Genomic DNA, 19,678 nt, shown 5'->3' on the forward strand with positions numbered 1-19,678 from the left:
AAGCAAGCCACAAGCGGCCACATCAACGGGAGGCAGACCATGCAAATCGGCGTATTCAGTGTCAGCGACATCACCACGGACCCCACGACGGGCCGCACCCCTACGGAGAACGAGCGCATCAAGGCCTCCGTAGCCATTGCCAAGAAGGTCGAAGAGATCGGCATGGACGTCTACGCCATTGGCGAGCACCATAACCGGCCGTTCTTCTCCTCCTCACCCACCACCACCCTGGCCTACATCGCAGCCCAGACCGAGCGGATCACCCTCTCCACCGCCACCACGCTCATCACCACCAATGACCCGGTGAAAATCGCGGAGGACTTCGCCATGCTGCAGCACCTTGCAGACGGCCGCGTTGACCTGGTGCTGGGTCGCGGCAACACCGCCCCCGTGTACCCCTGGTTCGGCAAGAACATCCAGGACGGCATTGAACTGGCGATCGAGAACTACGCACTCCTCCGCCGCCTCTGGGATGAGGACACCGTCAACTGGTCCGGCAAGTTCCGCACCCCGCTCCAGAACTTCACCTCCACACCCCGCCCGCTCGACGGCGTCGCACCCTTTGTGTGGCACGGTTCCATCCGCACGCCGCAGATCGCCGAAGTGGCCGCGTACTACGGTGACGGATTTTTCGCCAACAACATCTTCTGGCCCAAGGAGCACTACCAGCAGCTGATCGGCCTGTACCGCGAGCGCTACGAGCACTACGGCCACGGCAAGGCAGACCAGGCGATCGTTGGACTGGGCGGCCAGTTCTTCATGAGGAAGAACTCACAGGACGCCGTCAAGGAGTTCCGCCCCTACTTCGACAACGCACCGGTCTACGGCCACGGCCCGTCGCTGGAGGACTTCACCTCGCAGACCCCGCTCACCGTGGGCAGCCCGCAGGAAGTCATTGAGAAGACACTCTCCTTCCGGGAGTTCTTCGGCGACTACCAGCGCCAGCTCTTCCTGATCGACCACGCGGGCCTGCCGTTGAAGACGGTCCTGGAACAGCTGGACCTCTTCGGTGAGGAAGTCCTGCCAGTCCTGCGCAAGGAGTATGCCGACAAGAAGCCGGCCCACGTGCCGGATCCGCCCACCCACGCAGGCCGCGTAGCCTCCCTGCTGGCCCGCCAGGACCAGGAACAGAAGGCGTCCGAAGCCAGCGGGACTGCCGGAACGGAGTCGTAGTGGCCGCAGTACAGCAGGAGTCAGCCACCCGGCTGGCTGCCGATACCTGGGAGTCGCTCTTCCGCGCCCAGGTGGCGGTGATGCGGAAGCTCCAGGCCGGGGCCGCGTTCAAGACCATTCCGCTGAACGAATACGATGTCCTGTTCACGTTGTCGCAGTGCCCGTCAGGCTGGCTTCGGCTCAACGAACTGAACGACCAGATCCTGCTGAGCCAGTCCAGCCTCAGCAGGATGGTGGAACGCCTTGAAAAGCGCGGCCTGGTGGAGCGGACCACCGCTCCGGAGGACGGCCGCGGGGTCCTCCTGTCGCTGACCGAGGCAGGCAGGGCGCTGCAGCGCGAAGTGGGCCTGAGCCACGTGCGGGACATCGCCGGAATCGTGAAGCCTGCCCTGACTCCCGCTGAGCAGCGGGAGCTCATCAGGCTCACGGATAAATTGCGGGATTCCGTTAGGACCCGCTAGCCCAGGACCTCCAGCAGCGTGGGATCCTCCGCGGGCAGATCGCCGTTGACCACCGCCGAGACCTGCATCTTCCGCAGTGTCAGCCTGCCACCCACGGTGGACAGGAAGGCGGTGTCAGCGGCGTCCCTGCCCGCCGTGATGCGCACCATCGAGGAACGCGGAGCCAATCCTGTGGGATCAATGACCACCCACCGGCCGTCCAGGTACGCCTCGGCCACGGCATGGAAATCCATCGGCTTCAGGCCCGGCGCATAGACGGCGGAGAGGCGCGCGGGAACATCCTTGGAGCGCAGCAGTGCGATGGCCAGATGGGCGAAGTCCCGGCAAACGCCCCGGCGGTTCATCAGGGTCTCCGCGGCACCGTCTGTCACACGGGAGGAACCGCTGACGTAGCTCAGTTCCTTGGACACCCAATTCCGCACAGCCAGGACCAGGTCCCCGCCAGAGAGCCCGCCGAATTCGGCGTAGGCAGTGGGCAGAAGGCGGTCCGATTCCGCATAACGGCTGGGCCGTACATAGCGGATGAGGTCCACCGGAGCCACATCAGGCGCCGATGCCCGTCCACCGATGGTGGCTGAGTACTCGACGGTGACCTCGGCCGGTTCCGCCAATTCCATGTAGTGCAGCCGGCCTCCGTGGGCATCGGGGAGCTCCTTGAACGGTACCTCCTTGCCGTCGGCCGTGATGCTGAGTTCCTCGGAAAAAGACGAGTAGCCTGCGTTCCGGGCAGCGGCCACGGCGAGGGCAATTTTGGTGTCCGCAATGGTGCTGAACACCAGGCGTGTGGAAACAGAGCGTTCCATGAATCTCCGAAACGGTGGGAAGTTGGGGAACCGGGCACGGCCGGGGAGCCGCTGCCTAGGTATTAATCATCAGCGACATTAGCATCCGTTGCACATTGGCGAATTCGCTCCCCTGGCTCACATATTTTCCGGCCTGTTCCAACGTGTCGAAAGCCTTGGCCGGTGCAACTTTTTCATCCGGGGCGAAGGCCTTGAGCGCACCGAGGTCGCTGAAGGAGTAATTGCCCACGCCGTCCGGGCCACGGACCACGTTGCCCAGCGAGCATGCCATCCCGTCCGCCCCGCCCACCGCATTGGTGATGCCGTAGGAGCCAAAGTACTTGTAGCCCTGGATAACGCGGAAGACCACGTGCGGGGCTATAGCGGCCGCCTCGTGGGAGGGCAGTTCAACGGGCACGCTGCTGAGCACAACATACGGTTTCCGCTGATCCGCCGGGCAATCTGCAGCCGGCACGTCCGGCAGCCCCGTTTTCAGCGTAGCCATCAGGGTTCCATCCGAGGCCTTGACCTCGACTTTCAGCGCGCCCGGCAGCGTTCCTTCGTCAGGGGTCACAGCCTGGGCAATCCAGTTCTCGGGAAGGTCGAAACGCACCTTGCGGGCAGCGTCAGTGTAGGTCTTCCATACCGCCGCCGTGGCCGGAGCCGACGCCGCGGCAGTCCCCGAAGGACTGGCCTCCGTGGCTCCAGCGGAAGGATTCGCCGTGCCGGTACCTTTCGGTTGCGCCGAAGCGCCCGTCTGCGGCGCGGCAGTCCACGAAGGCCCGCCGCCGCCGTCGGTATTGCAGGCGCTCAGAAGTACGACGGCGGCAAAGGCTGCGGCCAGTGCCGCTCCAGGTGTCCGGCTCATGGATTCAGCCTAATGGCGCATGGTGCCCGAGGACACGGACTTTCCCTGCTGTTCAGACAGCTAGGGTGGAAGCATGACGGAAGAGCACGGCCTCGCGGGCGACGACACAGGTTTGGGCATGTCTGCACTGGACATTGCGGACTGGCGGTTGCGGACCTTCGCCCTGTACGACCGGGTGCGGACCCTCTCCGCCTCCGATCCGGCCGAGGCCCACAGCTACTGGCGGCACGAACGTGACAGGATGTTCGCCACGCACCCCGCCTCCGCTCTGTCGGCACAGGATAAAGCGGAATTTTCAGGGCTCAGGACTGCCCACTACGATCCGATCTACCGCTTTTATGTGCCGCTCACCCTCGAGGGCGCCGGCCGGGAGATGCAGGTGGAAACGGGGACGGACGGCACCGTCCACTTCGTGCGGCTTGGCACGTTCGACCTTCCGGAGATGGGCCAGCTGGCTGTCTGGAAGGTCCGCGGCTATGGCGGCGGTATTTTTGTGCCTTTCCGTGATGCCACGGCAGGGCAGCCGGGTGGCAGCTACGGCGCCGGGCGCTACCTCATCGACACCATCAAGGGCGCCTTCCATGGCGTCAGCGGCAGCGGCCCCGACGCCCGGTTCGTCCTTGACTTCAACTTCGCCTACAACCCTTCGTGTGCCTACAACGAGGCCTGGGCGTGCCCGTTGCCTGGTCCTGCCAACCGGCTGGCCGTCGAGATCCCGGTCGGCGAGCTGGCCTGAGCTCTGCTGCGGCGCTGGATCTTCCGCCGGGCCCGTCACCGATGAGCTGAACCAAGCCCCCGCACACGGCCGACGGCGGCAACCACCGAATGCGCCGCCGTCGAAAGTTCAACAGCGGTCACCGAGGAATCAAAGCTGAAGCGCACTGCGGTCTGTGCCACTTCCGGGCTGACGCCCATGGCGGTCAGGACCGGCGAGGGCGCGTCGGACCCGGCGGCGCAGGCGGAACCGCTGGAGCACACCACCCCCGCGCGCTCGAGTTCAAGCAGGAGGGACTCGCCGCTGGTCCCGGGAAAACAGAACGAGGCGAGGCCAGGCAGCCGGCTGCCTGGGTGGCCTGTCAGGAATACGTCCGGTACGCCGGCCAGGACTGCGGCGATGAAGGCGTCCCGGCGTTCCGCGAGCGCCGGTGAAGCCTGGGCACCGGCGGCGAGCTGCAGGGCAGTTGCCACACCGACCGCGCCCGCAACGTTTTCCGTTCCCGAACGCCGGCCGCGTTCCTGGCCGCCGCCGTGGATCACCGGTTCAATCCGGAGCCGGCTGCGGACAAACAACACGCCGCAGCCTTTGGGTGCCCCCAGCTTGTGGCCCGAAATGCTCAGTGCATCCACGCCGAGGTCCCTGACGTTCAGCGGCAGCGAACCCGCAGCCTGCACGGCGTCCGTATGGAAGGCAATGCCGTGATCCTTGGCAATCGCGGCCAGCTCACGGATGGGCTGGACAGTACCAACCTCGTTGTTGGCGTACATGATGCTGACCAGCGCGGTGTCCGGCCGGAGCAGTGGTTTCAGGGCCTGCGGGGTTACAACACCTTGCGGATCGACGTCCACCACGTCCACCTGGAAGCCGTGGAAGCGTTCCAGGTAACGGGCCGACTCCTCAACGGCCGGATGCTCAACAGCGCTGATCACCACACGGTTCCGGGTGGGGTCCACGGCCTGCCTGGCCAAGGCGATGCCCTTGACGGCCAGGTTGTCCGCCTCCGTGCCGCCTGAAGTGAAGGTCACTTCGCCTGGCCGGCAGCCAAGCACGGCGGCCGTGGTTTTCCGGGCTTCCGCGAGCGCTGCCCCCGCCGCCTCACCCAGCGTGTGGTGGCTGGACGGATTGCCGAACTCGCCGGTGAGGTAGGGCCACATGGCCTCAAGCACCTCGCGGCGGACCGGTGTGGTGGCCGCGGCGTCCAGGAAGATCACGATGTCAGCCCTTCGCAGATCCCGCAGTACTGAATGCCGCAGTGTTGCCTGCAGCGATGACGAGTTCCACGTCCAGGCCCAGGTCCAGCGCGGCCACGGTATGGGTCAGGCCACCGATCGAGATGACGTCCACGCCCGTCCTGGCGATGGCGGCCACCGTGTCCAGGCTGACGTTGCCGCTGGCCTCCACCACGGCGCGGCCGGCCACCTGCTCCACCCCGTCCCGGAGTTCCGCCAGCGAAAAGTTATCCAGCATGATGGTGTCCACGCCGGCGGCCAGCACGGGTTCGATCTGCTCCGCCCTGTCCACCTCCACCTCGAAGTGCGTGGTGTGGCCAAGCTCTGCCTTCGCGGCGGCCAGGAGTCCGGTCAACTTGGCGGAGTCGCCGCCGGTCATCACGGCCAGGTGGTTGTCCTTGGCCAGCACGGCGTCCGAGAGGCTGTAGCGGTGGTTCGCTCCCCCGCCGCAGCGGACTGCATAGCGCTCCAGCACGCGGAGCCCGGGCGTGGTTTTCCGCGTGTCAGTAATGCGGGCCCGGGTTCCTTCCACCAGTCTCACGAACTCCGCGGTCCTGGTGGCGATCGCGCTCATCCGCTGGACCAGGTTCAGTGCCACCCGTTCGGCCAGCAGTACAGACCGGGCGTTTCCGCTGACCCTCGCCAGGTGCGTCCCGGCGTCGAACCTTGTGCCGTCGGCCACCAGCAGTTCCACGCTGGTGGCCGGATCCACCAGCAGCATGGCGTCACGGAAGACCGTCCCGCCACTGAACACACCCGGCACCCGCGCATTCAGGACAGCCGTGGCCTGGGCGTCGGCCGGGATGAGGAGCTGCGAGGTGATGTCACCGCTGGGGGCATCCTCCGCAAACGCACGCTCCAGGATGTCCCGCACGGGCGCGGCAGGCAGGGTAAGGCTGGTCATCGGGCAAGGCTCACTTTCCGGCTTGTGGTGTAACGCTGGTCAAGATCGTCGACGGCGGGGAGAACCGAGGCCGGCTCCTCCCGTGAATCACTGCGGTAATGCGCCCCCAGGGATGTGCGACGCTTGCGGGCAGCATGCACCAGCAACCGGGCCGCCACCAGCAGGTTCGCATCCTCGTGGACCCGGGGATCCAATGAGTCAGGCACATTCTGAGGGCTCACGACGTCGGCCCACACCCCAAGCGCGCCGGCCGCCTCCCGCAACAACGCCCCATCCCGAATCACACCGGCCTTGGCGGTCATGAGCGCCCGCAAGGCATCCCGGGAAAAGGGTTCGGGTTCCGCGCCGGAAGGGTCGGCAGATCCCGGCAGCCCGGTTCGCTCGCCGATAGGTTCGGCAGATTCCGGCAGCGCCGTTGTTGCGTAAGAATCCGTGCAGGCCCCCGAGCCCGCGAGGGGAATGCCGGCACGAGAGTCGAGCGCAGGCGCAGAGGAAACTGCCGAACCGGCCACAACCGAACCGAACGCAACTGAAGCAAGGAACCCCTCAACAGCCCGGCGGCCAAAAACAAGCCCCTCGAGAAGCGAATTGCTGGCCAGCCGGTTGGCGCCCTGGACGCCGGTGCAGGCAACCTCCCCCGCAGCCAGGAGGCCGGGGAGTGAAGTGCGCCCGTACAGGTCCGTGGCAACGCCGCCCATCCAGTAGTGGGCCGCCGGCGCCACGGGAACCAGTTCGCGGGTCCAGTCCACGCCGGCTTCGCGGGTGCGTGCCGTGATGGTTGGGAAGCGGCTGGCCAGGAAGCCTTGGCCGTGGCGCTCCTCGAGGACGCGGGCGTCGAGGAAGACGTGGCCGGTGGGATCGCCTTGTGCGGCCAGGTGCAGGGCAATACTGCGGGACACGACGTCGCGGGGGGCGAGTTCGGCGTCAGGGTGGTAGGCGGGCATAAAGCGGTTGCCGTGGGCGTCAACCAGGATGGCGCCTTCGCCGCGGACGGCCTCGGAGATGAGCAGGGGCTCGGTTCCTGCGGTTTCGCGGGCTTCCTCCGCGATCACCATGGAGGTGGGGTGGAACTGGAAGAATTCGAGGTCCGCCAGGTTTGCCCCGGCACGCCAGGCAAGGGCCAGTCCGTCTGCGGTGGCGACTGAGGGGTTGGTGGTCTTGGCAAACAGCCGGCCTGCTCCCCCGGTAGCCAGCAGGACGGCGTCGCCATGGCAGTGCAGTTCGCGGCCGTCGTGGATGAAGTTCACACCCGTTACCCGGCCACCCAGGACGGAAAGTGAGGTGGCGTGGGCATGGCCGAACACCTGGATGCGGCCGGCAGCCTGGGCATCGAGGACGGAACGGATCAGGGCCCGGGCCACACCGGCGCCCGTTGCATCCCCGCCTGCATGCAGGATGCGCGGCGCCGAATGGGCAGCTTCGAGCCCCAGGGCGGGGTCGCCGTCGTTGTCAACGTCAAAAGCCACACCGAACCGCTGCAGCCCGGCGATGTCGTGGCGGGCCTCGGTGCACAGCACCCGCACCGCTTCCTCGTTGCAGTGCCCGCCGCCTGCCTTGAGGGTGTCGGCGATGTGCGCGCCGACAGTGTCGCCAGGGGCAGGCCGGTCCAGGACAGCGGAGATGCCACCCTGGGCGAAGTAGGTGTTGCTGTCCGCCAACGCACCCTTGCTCAGCAGCACCACTTCCGCGCCGCCTTCCGCGGCGAGGAGGGCGGAGTACAGGCCCGCGATACCGCTTCCAACCACAATCAGGCGCGGTGCCTTGCCGCCGGTGCCACCCCTGCCGCCTATGCCGGCTTGGGTCCGCTGCCCGCTCATTTCGGCTTCGCCGCCAGCATGCGCTCCAGCGCCACCTTGGCGTCGGCCTGTACTGCCTCGTCCACCGTGATGCGGTTGACCACTCGGCCTGCCACCAGTTCCTCCAGGACCCAGGCGAGGTAGCCGGGGTGGATGCGGTACATCGTGGAGCAGGGGCAGATGACGGGGTCCAGGCAGAAGATGGTGTGCTGCGGGTATTCCGCTGCCAGCCGGTTGACCATGTTGATCTCGGTGCCGATCGCAAAGGTGGTGGGCTCGGTGGCCGCAGCAATCGCCTTTTTGATGAAGTCCGTTGAACCGGCAGAGTCCGCCGCATCCACTACCTCCATGGGGCATTCCGGGTGGACTATGACGTTGACGCCCGGGAAGTCGGCCCGGGCCTTCTCGATCTGCCCCACGTTGAAGCGCTTGTGGACGGAGCAGAAACCGTGCCAGAGGATAACGCGGGAGTCCAGGAGCGCCTGTTCGTCGTTGCCTCCCAGGTCCTTGCGGGGGTTCCACATAGGCATCTGCTCCAGGGGCACGCCCAGGGCCTTGGCAGTGTTGCGTCCCAGGTGCTGGTCCGGGAAGAAGAGGACCCGCTGGCCGCGTTCGAAGGCTTCTTCCAGCACGGTCCGCGCGTTCGACGATGTGCACACCACACCGCCATTGCGGCCGCAGAATGCCTTCAAGGCTGCCGAGGAATTCATGTAGGTGACGGGAATGACGGGAACCCGGCCATCGGCGTCGGCCTCCGTGCCGAAGATCTCGGTGAGCTGCTCCCAGCAGTCCTCCACGGATTCGGCGTCAGCCATGTCCGCCATGGAGCAGCCGGCGGCGAGGTTGGGCAGGATCACGGCCTGATCGGGGGTGGAAAGGATGTCAGCTGTTTCCGCCATGAAGTGCACGCCGCAGAAAATGATGGCCTCGGCGTTGGGCTTGGTCAGTGCGGCGTTGGCCAGCTGGAACGAGTCCCCCACGAAGTCCGCGTACTGGATGACCTCGTCGCGCTGGTAGAAGTGGCCCAGGATCACGGCCCGCTCGCCGAGTTGCTCCTTGGCGGCCCGGATCCATGAGTCAAGTTCGGCGTCGCCGGCGTTCTTGTACTTCTCCGGCAGCTGGCCCTGGCGCGGTGTCGCCGCCGGAGCAACATCGGCGCTTGAGGCGCCAGGTCCGTAAGCGGGCGTTCCAGCAAGTGCTTCCGCCAGGTCATAGTCCCAGGGACCCTTGGCGAGGTCCGGGCTGCAGGTGCCGCCGTTCCCGCCGGCAGCTGCGGCTTTTTCGGCCTGCTCGCGCGTGATCAGCTGGATTGCTGTGTTGACGCTGCTCATGGTGTGCTCCTGTTGTCTTGGTCAAGGCCGGGGCGGCCGGTGAAGCGGTAGAGACGGGGTGGGCGGTGTTTGCCGCCCTGGAGGTATTGGTCAGTTTCCTGGATTTCAGGTGTGGACCTCACCTGGCGGCGGAAGTTCGCGGGGTCCAGTTGCCGGTCCAGGACGGCCTCGTAGACCTCGCGGAGCTGGGCGAGGGTGAAGTATTCGCCCAGCAGGTGGTAGGCCACCGAGCTGTAGGCCACTTTGCTGCGCAGCCGGCCCAGGGCGTAGTCCACAATGTCGTTGTGGTCGAAGGCCAGCTGGTCCAGCCTGTCCGCCCTGAACCATTTGACGTTTTCAGACTCTGCGGCCAGCGCCGCTTCGGTAGGCTGCACCAGCGCCCAGTAGACGATGGATACAACACGCTGGGTTGGCGAGCGGTGCAGGCCACCAAATGCGTACAGCTGTTCAAGGTAGCTGGGAGCCAGGCCGGTGGTTTCCCGAAGGTTCCGGGATGCGGCATCCTGCAACGATTCCGTGTGGCTCAACGGTCCGCCCGGGAGCGCCCATTGGCCTTTGAAGGGCTCGCGGATGCGCCGGACAAGCGGCATCCATAGCGTGGGGCGTGCCGTGGCAGCACTGGGCCGGAGCGCGAAGATCACCGTGGAGATAGCCAGCGACGGCGGCGCAGCGAGCCGCTCCGAGACGTTCGCGGAGCTTGAGTACACGCCGATCACCTGCCTTCCACCGGATAAGCAAACTTAGTTATAGTCAATTTGACCTGAACTAAGGTTACGCCCGAACCCGCCCGACTCAAAATTCACGGCCAGTATGTCGGCCGCCGGGTAAAGTGGGCCCTACCCGGCGTTGGGCACGAACCTTCGCGGGACTACGCGGCAACCGGAGGTATAAACGCCATGAGCGGCAGGCACAGCGGCCAGCATTCCCACACAGTGGAAGGCACGGATCCCCAACTCCACTTCGAGGTCCACACGCCGGAGAACGACGGCAGCGGCCGGCCGATCCTTCTGATCCACGGCTTTTCCTCCTCCAGCAAGCTGAACTGGGCGGACACCGGCTGGATCGGGGCGCTGCGCGAAGCCGGGCGCACCGCGATCACAGTGGACCTGCCCGGCCATGGCCGCAGCGGCGCCCCGGAGGATCTTGATTCCTACTCCCCCAGCCGGATCCGTGCCGATCTCCTGCAGATAGCTTTCGACGCCGGCGCCCGGCCCCTCGTGGACGGACACCCGGAGAGCGGGCTGGACGTGATCGGCTATTCCCTGGGCTCCAGGCTGGCCTGGGAGTTTGGTGCCACGCAGCCGGAACTGGTGCACCGCTTGGTGCTGGGCGGCGCCAATATCGCCGATCCCCTGGCAGCGTTCGACCTGGCCGCCGCCCGGCGCCACCTGGCCGACGGCACGCCCATTGCCGACGAGTCCACAGCAGGCCTGCTGAAGATGGCCCAGCTGCTCCCGGGCAACAACATGTTCGCCCTTCTTTCCCTGATCGAGGCCATCAAGGCTGAACCCTACGATCCCGCTGAAGCCATCCCGCACATGCCCATGCTGCTGGTGGCCGGAGACAAGGACGAACGCGCGGCCAGCATGCCGCGGCTGGCCGAACTTGCCCGCCAGGCAGGCTCCACGGTGGAGCAGGTGACGATCCCGGGACGCAACCACAACAATGCGGTGACCAGCCGGATCTTCAAGCAGGCTGCCATCGAATTCCTCGCTGCCTAGCGCCCCGGGCAACTGTAGGCTGGTGACTGTGCACACCCACGTAACAAGGCAGTCATGAGCACGCGATTCGAGGACCGCGCGGACGCCGGCCGGAAACTGGCGGCAGTCCTGACCCAGTTCCGCGAACGCAGTGACACTGTGGTCCTGGGGCTGGCGCGCGGTGGAATACCGGTGGCGGCCGCCGTCGCCAATGGTCTCTACCTGCCTTTCGGAACGCTCCTGGTGCGCAAGCTTGGCATCCCGGGCCACGATGAAACGGCCTACGGAGCTTTGGCCTGGTGGGACGGGCAGGTGGTCAAACTGCTGAACAAGCCCCTGATGGCCCGCGTCCTGGAACACGGGGTGCGTCCCGAGTGGCTGGACCAGGTGGAGGAGCGCGAACGGGCCGAACTGGCCCGCCGCGCCGGCCTCTACCCGGGAATCATCTCTGATGTGCAGGGCAAGACCGTCCTCCTGGTGGATGACGGCCTTGCCACCGGAGCGACGATGCGCGCCGCCGTCGAAGCCGTACGGGCTGCCGGCGCTGCCGCCGTCGTCGTCGCCGCTCCGGTGGGGTCAGTCGAAGCCGAAGCGTCGCTGGCCAGGGTGAGTGACGCCGTCCTGTGCCTTCACCTGCCCGGAAAGTTCCGGGCAGTAGGCAGTTTCTACAGCCATTTCGAACAGGTGGACGACACCGGAGCCATAGCCCTACTGGAGCGTTGACACCGGAGGCTTGACGCCCAGCGGACGGCCCTTGGTTTCCTTCGCAAGCAGGACGCCAACTGAAGAAATAACACACAGCACCATGATGTAGATGCCTACAGAACCGGACCACTTGGTGCTCTGCAGCAGGAACTCCGCAATCGTCGCGGCAAACGCGCCACCGAGGATTGCACCCAGCGCATACCCGATCGAAATACCCGAGTAGCGGACGTTCGCCGGGAACATCTCCGCGTACATTGCGGACATTGGCCCGTAGGAAAGCCCCAAGCCAACGGTCAGGATGAAGAGCGCGAGTCCGTAGAGCCAGATGTTGGCGGTATCGATCAAGGCAAACATGGGGATCATCCAGACGAAGATGATGGCGTAGCCGGTCAGGAAGGTCTTGACCCGGCCGATCTTGTCCGAGAGCCAGCCGCCAAAGAGCGTGAAAATGAGCCAGCCGAACGATGCCAGGGTGGTGGCCAGCAGGACCTGCGGCGTTTCCATCTTCAGGGTCCTGGTGGCGTAGGAAATGAAGAACGCGATCAGCAGGTATCCGGCGGCGTTGTTGCCGATGAAGATCATGGCGGAAAAGACGACTTCCTTGGTGTTGTGGCGGAACAGTTCGCCCAGGGGCGCCTTGCTTTCAGCCTTGCGCTGCGCGAGTTCCTTGAACACCGGGCTTTCATCCACTGCACGGCGGATGAGGTAACCCACCACAATCAGTACAACGGAGAGCAGGAACGGCACGCGCCAGCCCCATGATGTGAAGTCTTCCCTGGACATGCTGCTGTTGAGGAAGTAGAGCAGGCCGGTGGCCAGGATCATGCCGATCGGCACGCCGATCTGCGGGTATGCCCCGAAGAAGCCGCGCTTGCTCCGCGGCGCGTGCTCCACGGCCATCAGGGCTGCGCCGCCCCATTCGCCGCCGGCGGAGAAGCCCTGGATCACGCGCAGCGTAATCAGCAGGATGGGCGCCCAGGCGCCGATCGCCGCATAGGTGGGCAGCATGCCGATCAGCGCCGTTGCGGCGCCCATGGTGACCAGGGTGAACACCAGCATGGACTTGCGTCCCAGCCGGTCCCCGAGGTGGCCGGCAACAATGGCGCCGAGGGGCCGGAACAGGAAGCTGATGCCGATCAGGGCAAAGGAGAGGATCTGCGCGAGGCCGGGCGTGGATTCCTGGAGCGGGGTCAGGAACAGCGGCGACAGGAGCGTCGCTGTCAGCTGGGCGAAGATGAAGAAGTCGTACCACTCGATGGTGGTGCCGACCAGGGTGCCGGCAAGGACCCGGCGCTCTTCCTGCCTGGTGCTTGGCCCTGCTTCTGAGTCAACAGTTGACGCGGTCATTTAAACTCCATTGTTTCGGGTGGCCGGGGAACCATCGTCCTGAGGGATTACCGACAGAACGGTCAGTCAGCTAAGACTGTACTACGAATATGTGATGCAGCACACCCATGGCGGAATTTTTACGCCCGGCCCCGGCCTACCATGGAGCAATGAAGCCATCCGTTACGGGAACCTCTCCGGCCGGCGAAAGCACCGCCTCTCCGTCACAAACCCTGTCGAGGGGCATTCGCGCCCTGGAAATCCTGGCCGCGGCGGAACAGCCCCTGACCATCGCCGAACTCTCCGCCGCGCTGGGGGTGCACCGATCAGTCGCGTACCGGATCCTGCGCACCCTCGAGGACCACTCGCTGCTGATGCGCGACGATGCCGGCAAAGTGCAGCCGGGGCCGGGCCTGGCCGTACTGGCACGCGGTGTGGCCCGCAACCTCCAGCAGGCTGCACTGCCGGAGTTGACGCAACTGGCCAACGGCCTGGACATGACGGCCTTCATTGCTGTCTGGGACCACCTGGACTGCACCACGCTGGTCACGGTCGAACCCCGGCACACGGGTGGGGCCGTGGCCCAGCATCCAGGCACCCGCCACCCCATCGGCACCGGCGCTCCGGGCATCGCCATCCAGTCGGCGCTCACGGAAGAGGAATGGCAGCGGCTGGCTCCAGGCGTCCCCTACCGGACTGAAGCGGCGGAGGCGAGGGTGCGCGGCTATGCCGCCAGCCACGACGAAGTCATCCCGGGCCTTTCCTCCCTCGCAGCCCCCATCCGCGTACCATCCGGCCGTCCGGCAGCGCTCGCCGTTGTGTACATCGGCTCCCACAACGACCCTTCGGAGGTAGGTGCGTCACTGGTGGCCAGTGCAGCCCGGATCGAGGGCCAACTGGCCTAAGGCCCGCCTTGGGGAGCCAGCCATCCATACACCCGAAGGCCCGACGGCGGAACGTACGCTCCGCCGTCGTCAGTCCTTTCCGGGGCGGTACTTTTGCAGCAGGAGGGCGCACAGGGTGCCTGTAACGGCCAGCGCAAGCGCCGCAGCGATCGGCACCAGGAAGGCCGCGGAGTTTCCCTGATGCTGGGCGAGGAATCCCGCTGTCGCGGCCCCTGCCGCGGAGCCTGCCACGAGTCCGCTGGCCAGGGCAGTCATGACCGTGCCAAGCCGGCCAAGGGGAGCAAGCCGGCCGCCAATGGCGAAAATCGTCACCATCACCGGCCCCACGGGAAGGCCAAGCGCCAGCAGCACGAGCACCATGGACCCTGCGTCGGCAGCCACCAACAGCAGCAGCGACAGGCCCGCCATGGCTGCGGCGCAGGCCGGCCAGCGGAACCGCAGCGCGAACGTGGACGGCCAGTACGCCACGGAAAGGGCCGTCAACGCCGAGCTCAGTCCCATCACTGAATAGAGCAGTCCGGCAAGCTCGGATCCGCCGAAGCCTGCAGCGAAGGAGGCCAGCGATGCCTGGGTTCCGCCGAAGAACGCCCCCATCAGCGCCATTCCGGTCACCGGCAGGACCAGGGCTGCCATGAGGCGGCTGCGCTCACCGGATGCTTCACGCCGGGTTGACGTACCACCACGGGTGGACTTCTGCGCAGGTCCCCGGCGCGGAACCTGCCTGACCGTGGGGTGCAGCGCAAAGGCCGGCACAAAGGCGAGGGTCAGCACGGCTGCGAGCGCAAGGGGCAGCCAGGGAGCCAACAGGCTGGCCAGGATACCTACCAATGCTGGCCCCAGGACAAAGGTCAGTTCGTCGGCAGTGCTTTCGTACGACAGGGCTGTGTCGAGGTCCCGATTGGTTCCGCCCGGACCTGGGGGGTTCGCTCCCCGGTCCGCTGTCAGCACCATCCACCGGACGCGTGCCAGGGGCCCCACCTGCGGGCAGGAAGCGCCTGAGGCGAAGGCGGCTGCAAGGATGGGAACAGTGCCGGCCGGCCCGTCAACGCCGGCCAGGAAGGCGACTCCCACGATCAGGGCAAGCACGGCGAGGGTGTTCAGCCCCGCGGCCAGCAGCAGCACGGGCCGTTGACCCCAGCGGTCTGCCATGGACCCGACGATGGGTGCTCCGATGGCGGATCCAATGCCCACGGCTCCGGCAGCGGCGCCACCCAGGGCATAGGACGACGTAGCCGAGGTGACCAGGGTAAGGGCACCGACGGTCAGCATGGCCAAGGGCAGCCGGGCGACCAGTCCGATGGGGATGAAGCTGCGTCCTGCCAGCTGGGTCAACCGACCGAAGCGTCCGGGGCTTGCGCTGCCGGCCGCTTCCCGGGACTGCTGCTCAGGAGAGGTTGTTGGAGAAATCACTGTTGCGGGGCTCGTTTCAACGTGCGCATCGTCCCTCCTCCCGATGCGCGAAACCCGGTAACCCATCCATTCTACGCGGCAGCAGTGTCCGAGATGTGGAGCGTGGAACCGGTCCGCCCCTTGACCACCTGCAACTGGACGCCGATGCGCTGCTTCATTTCGGCCACATGGCTCACCAGCCCCACCACGCGGCCCCCGTCCCGGAGTCCCTCCAGCGCATCCATCACCTGTTCCAAGGATTGTTCATCCAGGCTTCCGAAGCCTTCATCCACGAACAGCGTTTCAATATCCACGCCTCCGGACTCCTGCTGGACGACGTCCGCCAGGCCAAGGGCCAGGGAGAGCGCCGCCATAAAGGATTCGCCGCCGGACAGGGTTGAGGTGTCGCGGCGGTGCCCGGTCCACTGGTCCACAACCTCCAGGCCGAGGCCCGACTTGGCTCCCCTTGCCGCCTTGGCGTCGGTGTATTTGAGGAGGTAGCGGCCATCGCTCATGGCCACCAGTCGCTCGGAAGCTGCCGATGCCACCTGTTCCAGGCGGGCCGCGAGGACATAGCTGTTGAGGCTCATCCGGTACGTGTTCTCTCCCCGTCCCCCGGCGGCCTCGGCCAGTCCTGCGAGGATACGGGCCTTCTCCTGCGGGCCAAGCGACTCCGCCAGAAGGGTTTCCAGCTCAGCACGGATGCCTTCCAGGGTGCTGACACTGCGGGCCGCCACGGCAGCAGCAAGCGACGCCTCCCTGGCTGCCGCAGCCGCGTCGTCGGCAAGGGCCCGGGCTTCGGCGACGGCAGCCGGATCCACCGTCCGCCCGGCAGCCTCTTCCTCCAAGGCCTGGACAACGCCAGGACTCTCCATCAGTTCGGCGAGCCGGGCTTCCTCATTCTGGGCGTCCCGGATCTTCGCTTGCAGGGCCTCGGCCCCGCGGGCCGGCAGGAGGGCTTCAGCAGCTTCCGCGGCGTTTGAAAACCCGGAATCCGGCAAGGCGGCATCGAGCTGCTGTTCGGCTTCGGCCAGGCGGGCTGCAGCCGTCTGCGCCTGGACGCCGGACCGGTGGACTGCGTCCAGGGTGGACAGCGACTTTCGCAGCGCCCGCAGCCGGTGGGCAAGACCCTTGTGGGTGCCCCTCAGCTCCGCCAGCGCCGGATCCAGATCCGCGACCTGCCGGTTGACCTCTGCCAGTTCCGATTCTGTTTCGGCCTGCTCCCGGTCTGCCGCCGAGAGCGCGTCCGCCACACCCGCCAGCGACTCTTCGGCGTCCCGCCTCAGCGCGCGAAGCTCTTCGAGCCGGGCCGCCGCCTGCTCCGCTGCCCGGGCCGCGGCAGTGGCTTCATCAGCCTGCCCCAGCGCATCCGCCAACGGCGTATCACCACCCCGGCCGGCGAGGACCGCGAGCTGCTGCCTGGCCTGCGCGAGATCCCTGGCGACGGCGTCCAGTGCGGCCTCGGCAGCCTCGGCCACCTGCTGCGCATCCTGCTCTTCGCGGGCGAGTTCCAGCGCTGCACGGGCGGCGGGTGGCGGCGCCGGGTGTTCTTCGCTTCCGCACACAGGGCACGGATCCCCCGGGGCCAACCCGCCCGCCAGCTCCGCCGCAGCATTGGCCAGCCGTTCTTCGCGCAGGTCAAGCCAGGTCTTGCGGCAGGCCAGGTGGTGGTCCAGCGCAGCCCGGTGACGGTCCCCGGCAGCAGCGGCGTCAGCAGTTGCGGCGTCGTGCCTGCGGACCACAGCCACAAGTTCGCGGGCAGCGGCCGCTTCCTTGGCCAGGAGGGCGGCGTCGGCCGCGGGCCCCTCAAGCGGGAGGATTTCCGCCGCAAGCCCGCTCAACTTCCCGGCCAGGGCGCCGGACCTGCCTTTGAGCGCTTCCGTGGTTTCCAGGAGCCGGATTTTCCTCGCTGCCAGGTCCTTCTGCCGTTCCCGGAGCCCATTCAGCCGTTGTTCGTCCGGCAGCCGGGCCTCGATATGCATCTGCAGGGCCTTGAGCCGCTCGTGTCCGGCCTCAACGTCCGGAGATCCACTGTCCATTTCGGCAAGCTCGGGGTCCTGGGCAATATCCATCCGGAGCATTTCCATGGCCTCGGACCAGGACATGGCGGCCTGTTCATGGGCCGTCCTTGCCGCGGCAAGGGCCGAGAGCTGGCCGGAGAGGACTTCCGCCATCCGGTGCCGGGCCAGGGCCGCTGCGGCAGCCTCCAGCTCCGGTGCAGCGGCAGCAGCAGCGGCTTGCCGTTGCCGGGCGGCGGCCAGCCGCTGATGGCGTTCCATCCTGGCCGTGACGTCTTCCGCCATCGAGGCTGTCCGGGCACGCTCGGCCTCTGCTGCGGCTTCCCGCGCTGCGGCGTTTGCGGCCGCCTGGACGGCCTGCACGTGGAACTGGTCCACTACCGCGACCGCATCTGCCGCCTGCGACCCTTCATCGTCCCGAAGCTGTTCCGCTTCAGGAACGTCCTGCAGTTGCGCTGCCTCCGCACGCGCCCGCTCCATCAGCATGCGGGTGCGGTCCGCATAGCGCTCGACGGCGGCACGCGCCTCCTGTGCCTGCACGCCGAGTTCCTTCTCCACGGCTTCAAAGCGGTGTGTGCCAAACAGCTTTTGCAGCAGTTCGGACCGCTCCCCCGCCTTGGACCGCAGGAATGCAGCGAAGTCGCCCTGGGGCAGCATCACCACCCGGGTGAACTGTTCCCGGTCCATGCCCAGCAGCGCCGTGATCTCGGCTCCTGCCTCATCATTGCGTGAGGATTTTTCCACCCAGGCGCCATCAACCCGTTCGCGCAGCAGCGTTTTGGCCTGTTGTGTGGTGAAGCCGTTCTTCCCGCGGGCACTGGGTTTGTCCCAAGCCGGGGACCGGGTTACTTCAAAATGCCGGCCCTGCGCCGTGAACTCACACGTAACAGAAGGCTCCGTGGCGGCGTCGGCGTGGTCGCTTCGCAACCGCCTGCTCTCTTGGCGGGCACCAGGAACTGAGCCGTAGAGTGCAAAGCAGATGGCATCCAGGACACTGGTTTTCCCGGCACCCGTGGCACCGTTCAGGAGGAACAGGCCGTGCGCTCCCAGCCGTTCAAAATCCACTTCCTCAGTGCCGGCAAACGGGCCAAAGGCGGACATGGCCAACCGGTGGATCCTCATCGCGAAGCCTCCTGGAGGCGGACGTTATCCAGTGCAAGGGCCAGCGCTGCACGTTCGGTGTCGTCGGCAGTCCTGCCCCGGACGTGTTCCAGGAATCCGCAGCACACTGAGAGGTCATCGACTGCCTCCGCCATGCGGCTGCTGTAGGTTTTTGCCTCAGCAACGGCAGCTCCCACGGGATCAAAACCAAGCACCAGCGTGTCCGGGAAGCGGGCCCGCAGCCGTTCCATGGCCTGTACCGGGCGTTGGGCGTCGGTCAGGGTGACCTGGCAGTACGCATCCTGGGCCCACGCATGGTCCGGGGACTCCAGCAGCTCCTCCAGGGTGCCCCGCAGGACGGCGAGCCTGCGCGGGGCTTCCCAACAGATTTCCTCCACCGCTTCCAGACCGTCAGCACCGATGTCCACGAGCCAGGCGCCCTTGCGGTGGTTTGCTTCCGAAAACGAGTACGCCAGCGGTGAACCGGAGTATCGAACAGATGGCGAGAGCTCCTGGCGTCCATGCAGGTGGCCAAGTGCCGTGTAGGTAAAACCGTCAAAGAGGTCCAGCGGTACTGCCCCCACACCGCCGATGCTCAGGTCACGCTCGCTGTCCGAACTGATCCCGCCACTGGCAAACGTGTGGGCCAGCACCACGGAGTGGACGGTCCGGCCGGCGCTGCGGGCGTGCAGGTCCGCCCGGATTAATGCCATGGCTGCCTGCGTCACCTCAAAGTGCCTGGCGGCCTCAACATCCAGTGCCGGAGCCACAAGCCGCGGTTCCAGCCACGGCGTTCCGTAAATGGCCAGGACCGGCGAATCCCCTGATGCCGGGGTCCCGGCTGCGTCCAGCGGCAGGACCAGCGGGCGGGCCAGGTCTGAGACCCGGGTACGGAGATGGACGCCACCGTGTTCCAGGAGCCTGGCGGCGAATCCCAAGCGGATGGCGGAGTCATGGTTGCCGCTGGTCAACACCACTTTTGCGCCTGCCCCTGTGATGCGCACCAGGGCATCATCCAGCAGGTTTACGACGTCGACTCCGGGCAGGGCGCGGTCGTAGACGTCGCCGGCGATCAGGACAACGTCAACCGACTTTTTCCGCACGGTATCAACCAGCTGGTCGATGAAGCCGCGTTGGGCGGCAAGCATCCCGACGCCGTGGAAGGACCGGCCAAGATGCCAGTCTGATGTATGTAGCAACCGCATGCTCCTACGGTATCGGCTGCCCCCGACATTCCACGGACAGGCCTGCAGCCACGGTAAGTTAAACGGC

At 66.4% G+C, this 19,678-nt stretch carries 17 protein-coding genes; 6 read left to right on the plus strand and 11 right to left on the minus strand.

Going from position 1 to position 19,678, the window contains the following annotated elements:
* Positions 1 to 39 precede the first annotated feature (39 nt).
* Both ACPJW8_RS11860 and ACPJW8_RS11865 read left to right on the plus strand, forming a co-directional pair.
* Positions 40 to 1,173 (plus strand): LLM class flavin-dependent oxidoreductase, encoded by a 1,134-nt coding sequence (locus ACPJW8_RS11860; protein WP_330187791.1) that lies wholly within the window; start codon positions 40 to 42, stop codon positions 1,171 to 1,173.
* Positions 1,173 to 1,634 (plus strand): MarR family winged helix-turn-helix transcriptional regulator, encoded by a 462-nt coding sequence (locus ACPJW8_RS11865; RefSeq protein ID WP_330187790.1) that lies wholly within the window; start codon positions 1,173 to 1,175, stop codon positions 1,632 to 1,634. The genes ACPJW8_RS11860 and ACPJW8_RS11865 overlap by 1 nt, the downstream gene beginning before the upstream one ends.
* Here the strand turns inward: ACPJW8_RS11865 and ACPJW8_RS11870 are convergent.
* Together ACPJW8_RS11870 and ACPJW8_RS11875 are read right to left on the minus strand one after the other, a co-directional pair.
* A complete protein-coding gene (locus ACPJW8_RS11870; protein ID WP_330187789.1) occupies positions 1,631 to 2,437 on the minus strand; it encodes a transglutaminase family protein in 807 nt (268 codons plus the stop codon). The genes ACPJW8_RS11865 and ACPJW8_RS11870 overlap by 4 nt on opposite strands.
* Positions 2,438 to 2,492: 55 nt before the next feature.
* Positions 2,493 to 3,284 (minus strand): hypothetical protein, encoded by a 792-nt coding sequence (locus ACPJW8_RS11875; protein ID WP_330187788.1) that lies wholly within the window; start codon positions 3,282 to 3,284, stop codon positions 2,493 to 2,495.
* A gap of 73 nt (positions 3,285 to 3,357) precedes the next feature.
* Between ACPJW8_RS11875 and ACPJW8_RS11880 the strand changes: the two genes are divergently transcribed.
* Positions 3,358 to 4,020, plus strand: a complete 663-nt coding sequence (locus ACPJW8_RS11880; protein ID WP_330187787.1) for a DUF1684 domain-containing protein — start codon at positions 3,358 to 3,360, stop codon at positions 4,018 to 4,020.
* Between the two features lie 35 nt (positions 4,021 to 4,055).
* On the opposite strand, the gene ACPJW8_RS11885 is transcribed toward ACPJW8_RS11880, so the two are convergent.
* From ACPJW8_RS11885 to ACPJW8_RS11905, 5 genes are read right to left on the minus strand one after another with little or no spacing between them, the layout of a single operon-like run.
* Entirely contained in the window at positions 4,056 to 5,213 is a 1,158-nt protein-coding gene (locus tag ACPJW8_RS11885; protein WP_330187786.1) for a cysteine desulfurase family protein, read from the minus strand.
* 4 nt (positions 5,214 to 5,217) lie between these two features.
* Positions 5,218 to 6,135 (minus strand): carboxylating nicotinate-nucleotide diphosphorylase, encoded by a 918-nt coding sequence (gene nadC / locus ACPJW8_RS11890; protein ID WP_330187785.1) that lies wholly within the window; start codon positions 6,133 to 6,135, stop codon positions 5,218 to 5,220.
* The gene (locus tag ACPJW8_RS11895) at positions 6,132 to 7,952 is read right to left on the minus strand and encodes an L-aspartate oxidase (RefSeq protein WP_330187784.1); all 1,821 of its coding nucleotides are present in this window, start codon (positions 7,950 to 7,952) and stop codon (positions 6,132 to 6,134) included. Before ACPJW8_RS11895 ends, nadC begins: the two co-directional genes overlap by 4 nt.
* Positions 7,949 to 9,262 (minus strand): quinolinate synthase NadA, encoded by a 1,314-nt coding sequence (gene nadA, locus ACPJW8_RS11900; RefSeq protein ID WP_330187783.1) that lies wholly within the window; start codon positions 9,260 to 9,262, stop codon positions 7,949 to 7,951. The genes ACPJW8_RS11895 and nadA overlap by 4 nt, the downstream gene beginning before the upstream one ends.
* The gene (locus ACPJW8_RS11905) at positions 9,259 to 9,969 is read right to left on the minus strand and encodes an NUDIX hydrolase (RefSeq protein ID WP_425256340.1); all 711 of its coding nucleotides are present in this window, start codon (positions 9,967 to 9,969) and stop codon (positions 9,259 to 9,261) included. Before ACPJW8_RS11905 ends, nadA begins: the two co-directional genes overlap by 4 nt.
* Before the next feature lie 189 nt (positions 9,970 to 10,158).
* On the opposite strand from ACPJW8_RS11905, the gene ACPJW8_RS11910 reads away from it, so the two are divergent.
* Both ACPJW8_RS11910 and ACPJW8_RS11915 read left to right on the plus strand, forming a co-directional pair.
* Positions 10,159 to 10,983, plus strand: coding sequence for an alpha/beta fold hydrolase (locus tag ACPJW8_RS11910; RefSeq protein ID WP_330187781.1), 825 nt, complete (start codon positions 10,159 to 10,161; stop codon positions 10,981 to 10,983).
* A 54-nt stretch (positions 10,984 to 11,037) separates the two neighbouring features.
* Positions 11,038 to 11,685 carry a phosphoribosyltransferase gene (locus ACPJW8_RS11915; protein WP_330187780.1) on the plus strand — a complete coding sequence of 216 codons (648 nt, stop codon included), beginning with the start codon at positions 11,038 to 11,040 and terminating at the stop codon, positions 11,683 to 11,685.
* Here ACPJW8_RS11915 and ACPJW8_RS11920 read toward each other — a convergent pair.
* A complete protein-coding gene (locus tag ACPJW8_RS11920; protein WP_330187779.1) occupies positions 11,671 to 13,014 on the minus strand; it encodes an MFS transporter in 1,344 nt (447 codons plus the stop codon). The genes ACPJW8_RS11915 and ACPJW8_RS11920 overlap by 15 nt on opposite strands.
* 149 nt (positions 13,015 to 13,163) lie before the next feature.
* Between ACPJW8_RS11920 and ACPJW8_RS11925 the strand changes: the two genes are divergently transcribed.
* Entirely contained in the window at positions 13,164 to 13,898 is a 735-nt protein-coding gene (locus ACPJW8_RS11925; protein ID WP_330187778.1) for an IclR family transcriptional regulator, read from the plus strand.
* 69 nt (positions 13,899 to 13,967) lie between these two features.
* On the opposite strand, the gene ACPJW8_RS11930 is transcribed toward ACPJW8_RS11925, so the two are convergent.
* The 3 genes from ACPJW8_RS11930 to ACPJW8_RS11940 all read right to left on the minus strand — a co-directional run bounded on the left by ACPJW8_RS11930 (position 13,968) and on the right by ACPJW8_RS11940 (position 19,611).
* Entirely contained in the window at positions 13,968 to 15,230 is a 1,263-nt protein-coding gene (locus tag ACPJW8_RS11930) for an MFS transporter (protein ID WP_330187777.1), read from the minus strand.
* Positions 15,231 to 15,379: 149 nt separating this feature from the next.
* Positions 15,380 to 18,427 (minus strand): SMC family ATPase, encoded by a 3,048-nt coding sequence (locus tag ACPJW8_RS11935; RefSeq protein ID WP_330187776.1) that lies wholly within the window; start codon positions 18,425 to 18,427, stop codon positions 15,380 to 15,382.
* A complete protein-coding gene (locus ACPJW8_RS11940) occupies positions 18,424 to 19,611 on the minus strand; it encodes an exonuclease SbcCD subunit D (protein ID WP_330187775.1) in 1,188 nt (395 codons plus the stop codon). The genes ACPJW8_RS11935 and ACPJW8_RS11940 overlap by 4 nt, the downstream gene beginning before the upstream one ends.
* Positions 19,612 to 19,678 lie beyond the last annotated feature (67 nt).

It is taken from the genome of Pseudarthrobacter sp. J47, from assembly GCF_049810315.1.
Classification (GTDB): Bacteria; Actinomycetota; Actinomycetes; order Actinomycetales; family Micrococcaceae; genus Arthrobacter.

Bases quoted from the DNA above. Each gene is read 5' to 3' on its own strand.
- ACPJW8_RS11860 (WP_330187791.1), top strand. From the start codon at position 40: ATGCAAATCGGCGTATTCAGTGTCAGCGACATCACCACGGACCCCACG.
- ACPJW8_RS11870 (WP_330187789.1), bottom strand. From the start codon at position 2,437: ATGGAACGCTCTGTTTCCACACGCCTGGTGTTCAGCACCATTGCGGAC.
- ACPJW8_RS11875 (WP_330187788.1), bottom strand. From the start codon at position 3,284: ATGAGCCGGACACCTGGAGCGGCACTGGCCGCAGCCTTTGCCGCCGTC.
- ACPJW8_RS11880 (WP_330187787.1), top strand. From the start codon at position 3,358: ATGACGGAAGAGCACGGCCTCGCGGGCGACGACACAGGTTTGGGCATG.
- nadC (WP_330187785.1), bottom strand. From the start codon at position 6,135: ATGACCAGCCTTACCCTGCCTGCCGCGCCCGTGCGGGACATCCTGGAG.
- ACPJW8_RS11895 (WP_330187784.1), bottom strand. From the start codon at position 7,952: ATGAGCGGGCAGCGGACCCAAGCCGGCATAGGCGGCAGGGGTGGCACC.
- nadA (WP_330187783.1), bottom strand. From the start codon at position 9,262: ATGAGCAGCGTCAACACAGCAATCCAGCTGATCACGCGCGAGCAGGCC.
- ACPJW8_RS11910 (WP_330187781.1), top strand. From the start codon at position 10,159: ATGAGCGGCAGGCACAGCGGCCAGCATTCCCACACAGTGGAAGGCACG.
- ACPJW8_RS11915 (WP_330187780.1), top strand. From the start codon at position 11,038: ATGAGCACGCGATTCGAGGACCGCGCGGACGCCGGCCGGAAACTGGCG.
- ACPJW8_RS11920 (WP_330187779.1), bottom strand. From the start codon at position 13,014: ATGACCGCGTCAACTGTTGACTCAGAAGCAGGGCCAAGCACCAGGCAG.
- ACPJW8_RS11925 (WP_330187778.1), top strand. From the start codon at position 13,164: ATGAAGCCATCCGTTACGGGAACCTCTCCGGCCGGCGAAAGCACCGCC.
- ACPJW8_RS11935 (WP_330187776.1), bottom strand. From the start codon at position 18,427: ATGAGGATCCACCGGTTGGCCATGTCCGCCTTTGGCCCGTTTGCCGGC.
- ACPJW8_RS11940 (WP_330187775.1), bottom strand. From the start codon at position 19,611: ATGCGGTTGCTACATACATCAGACTGGCATCTTGGCCGGTCCTTCCAC.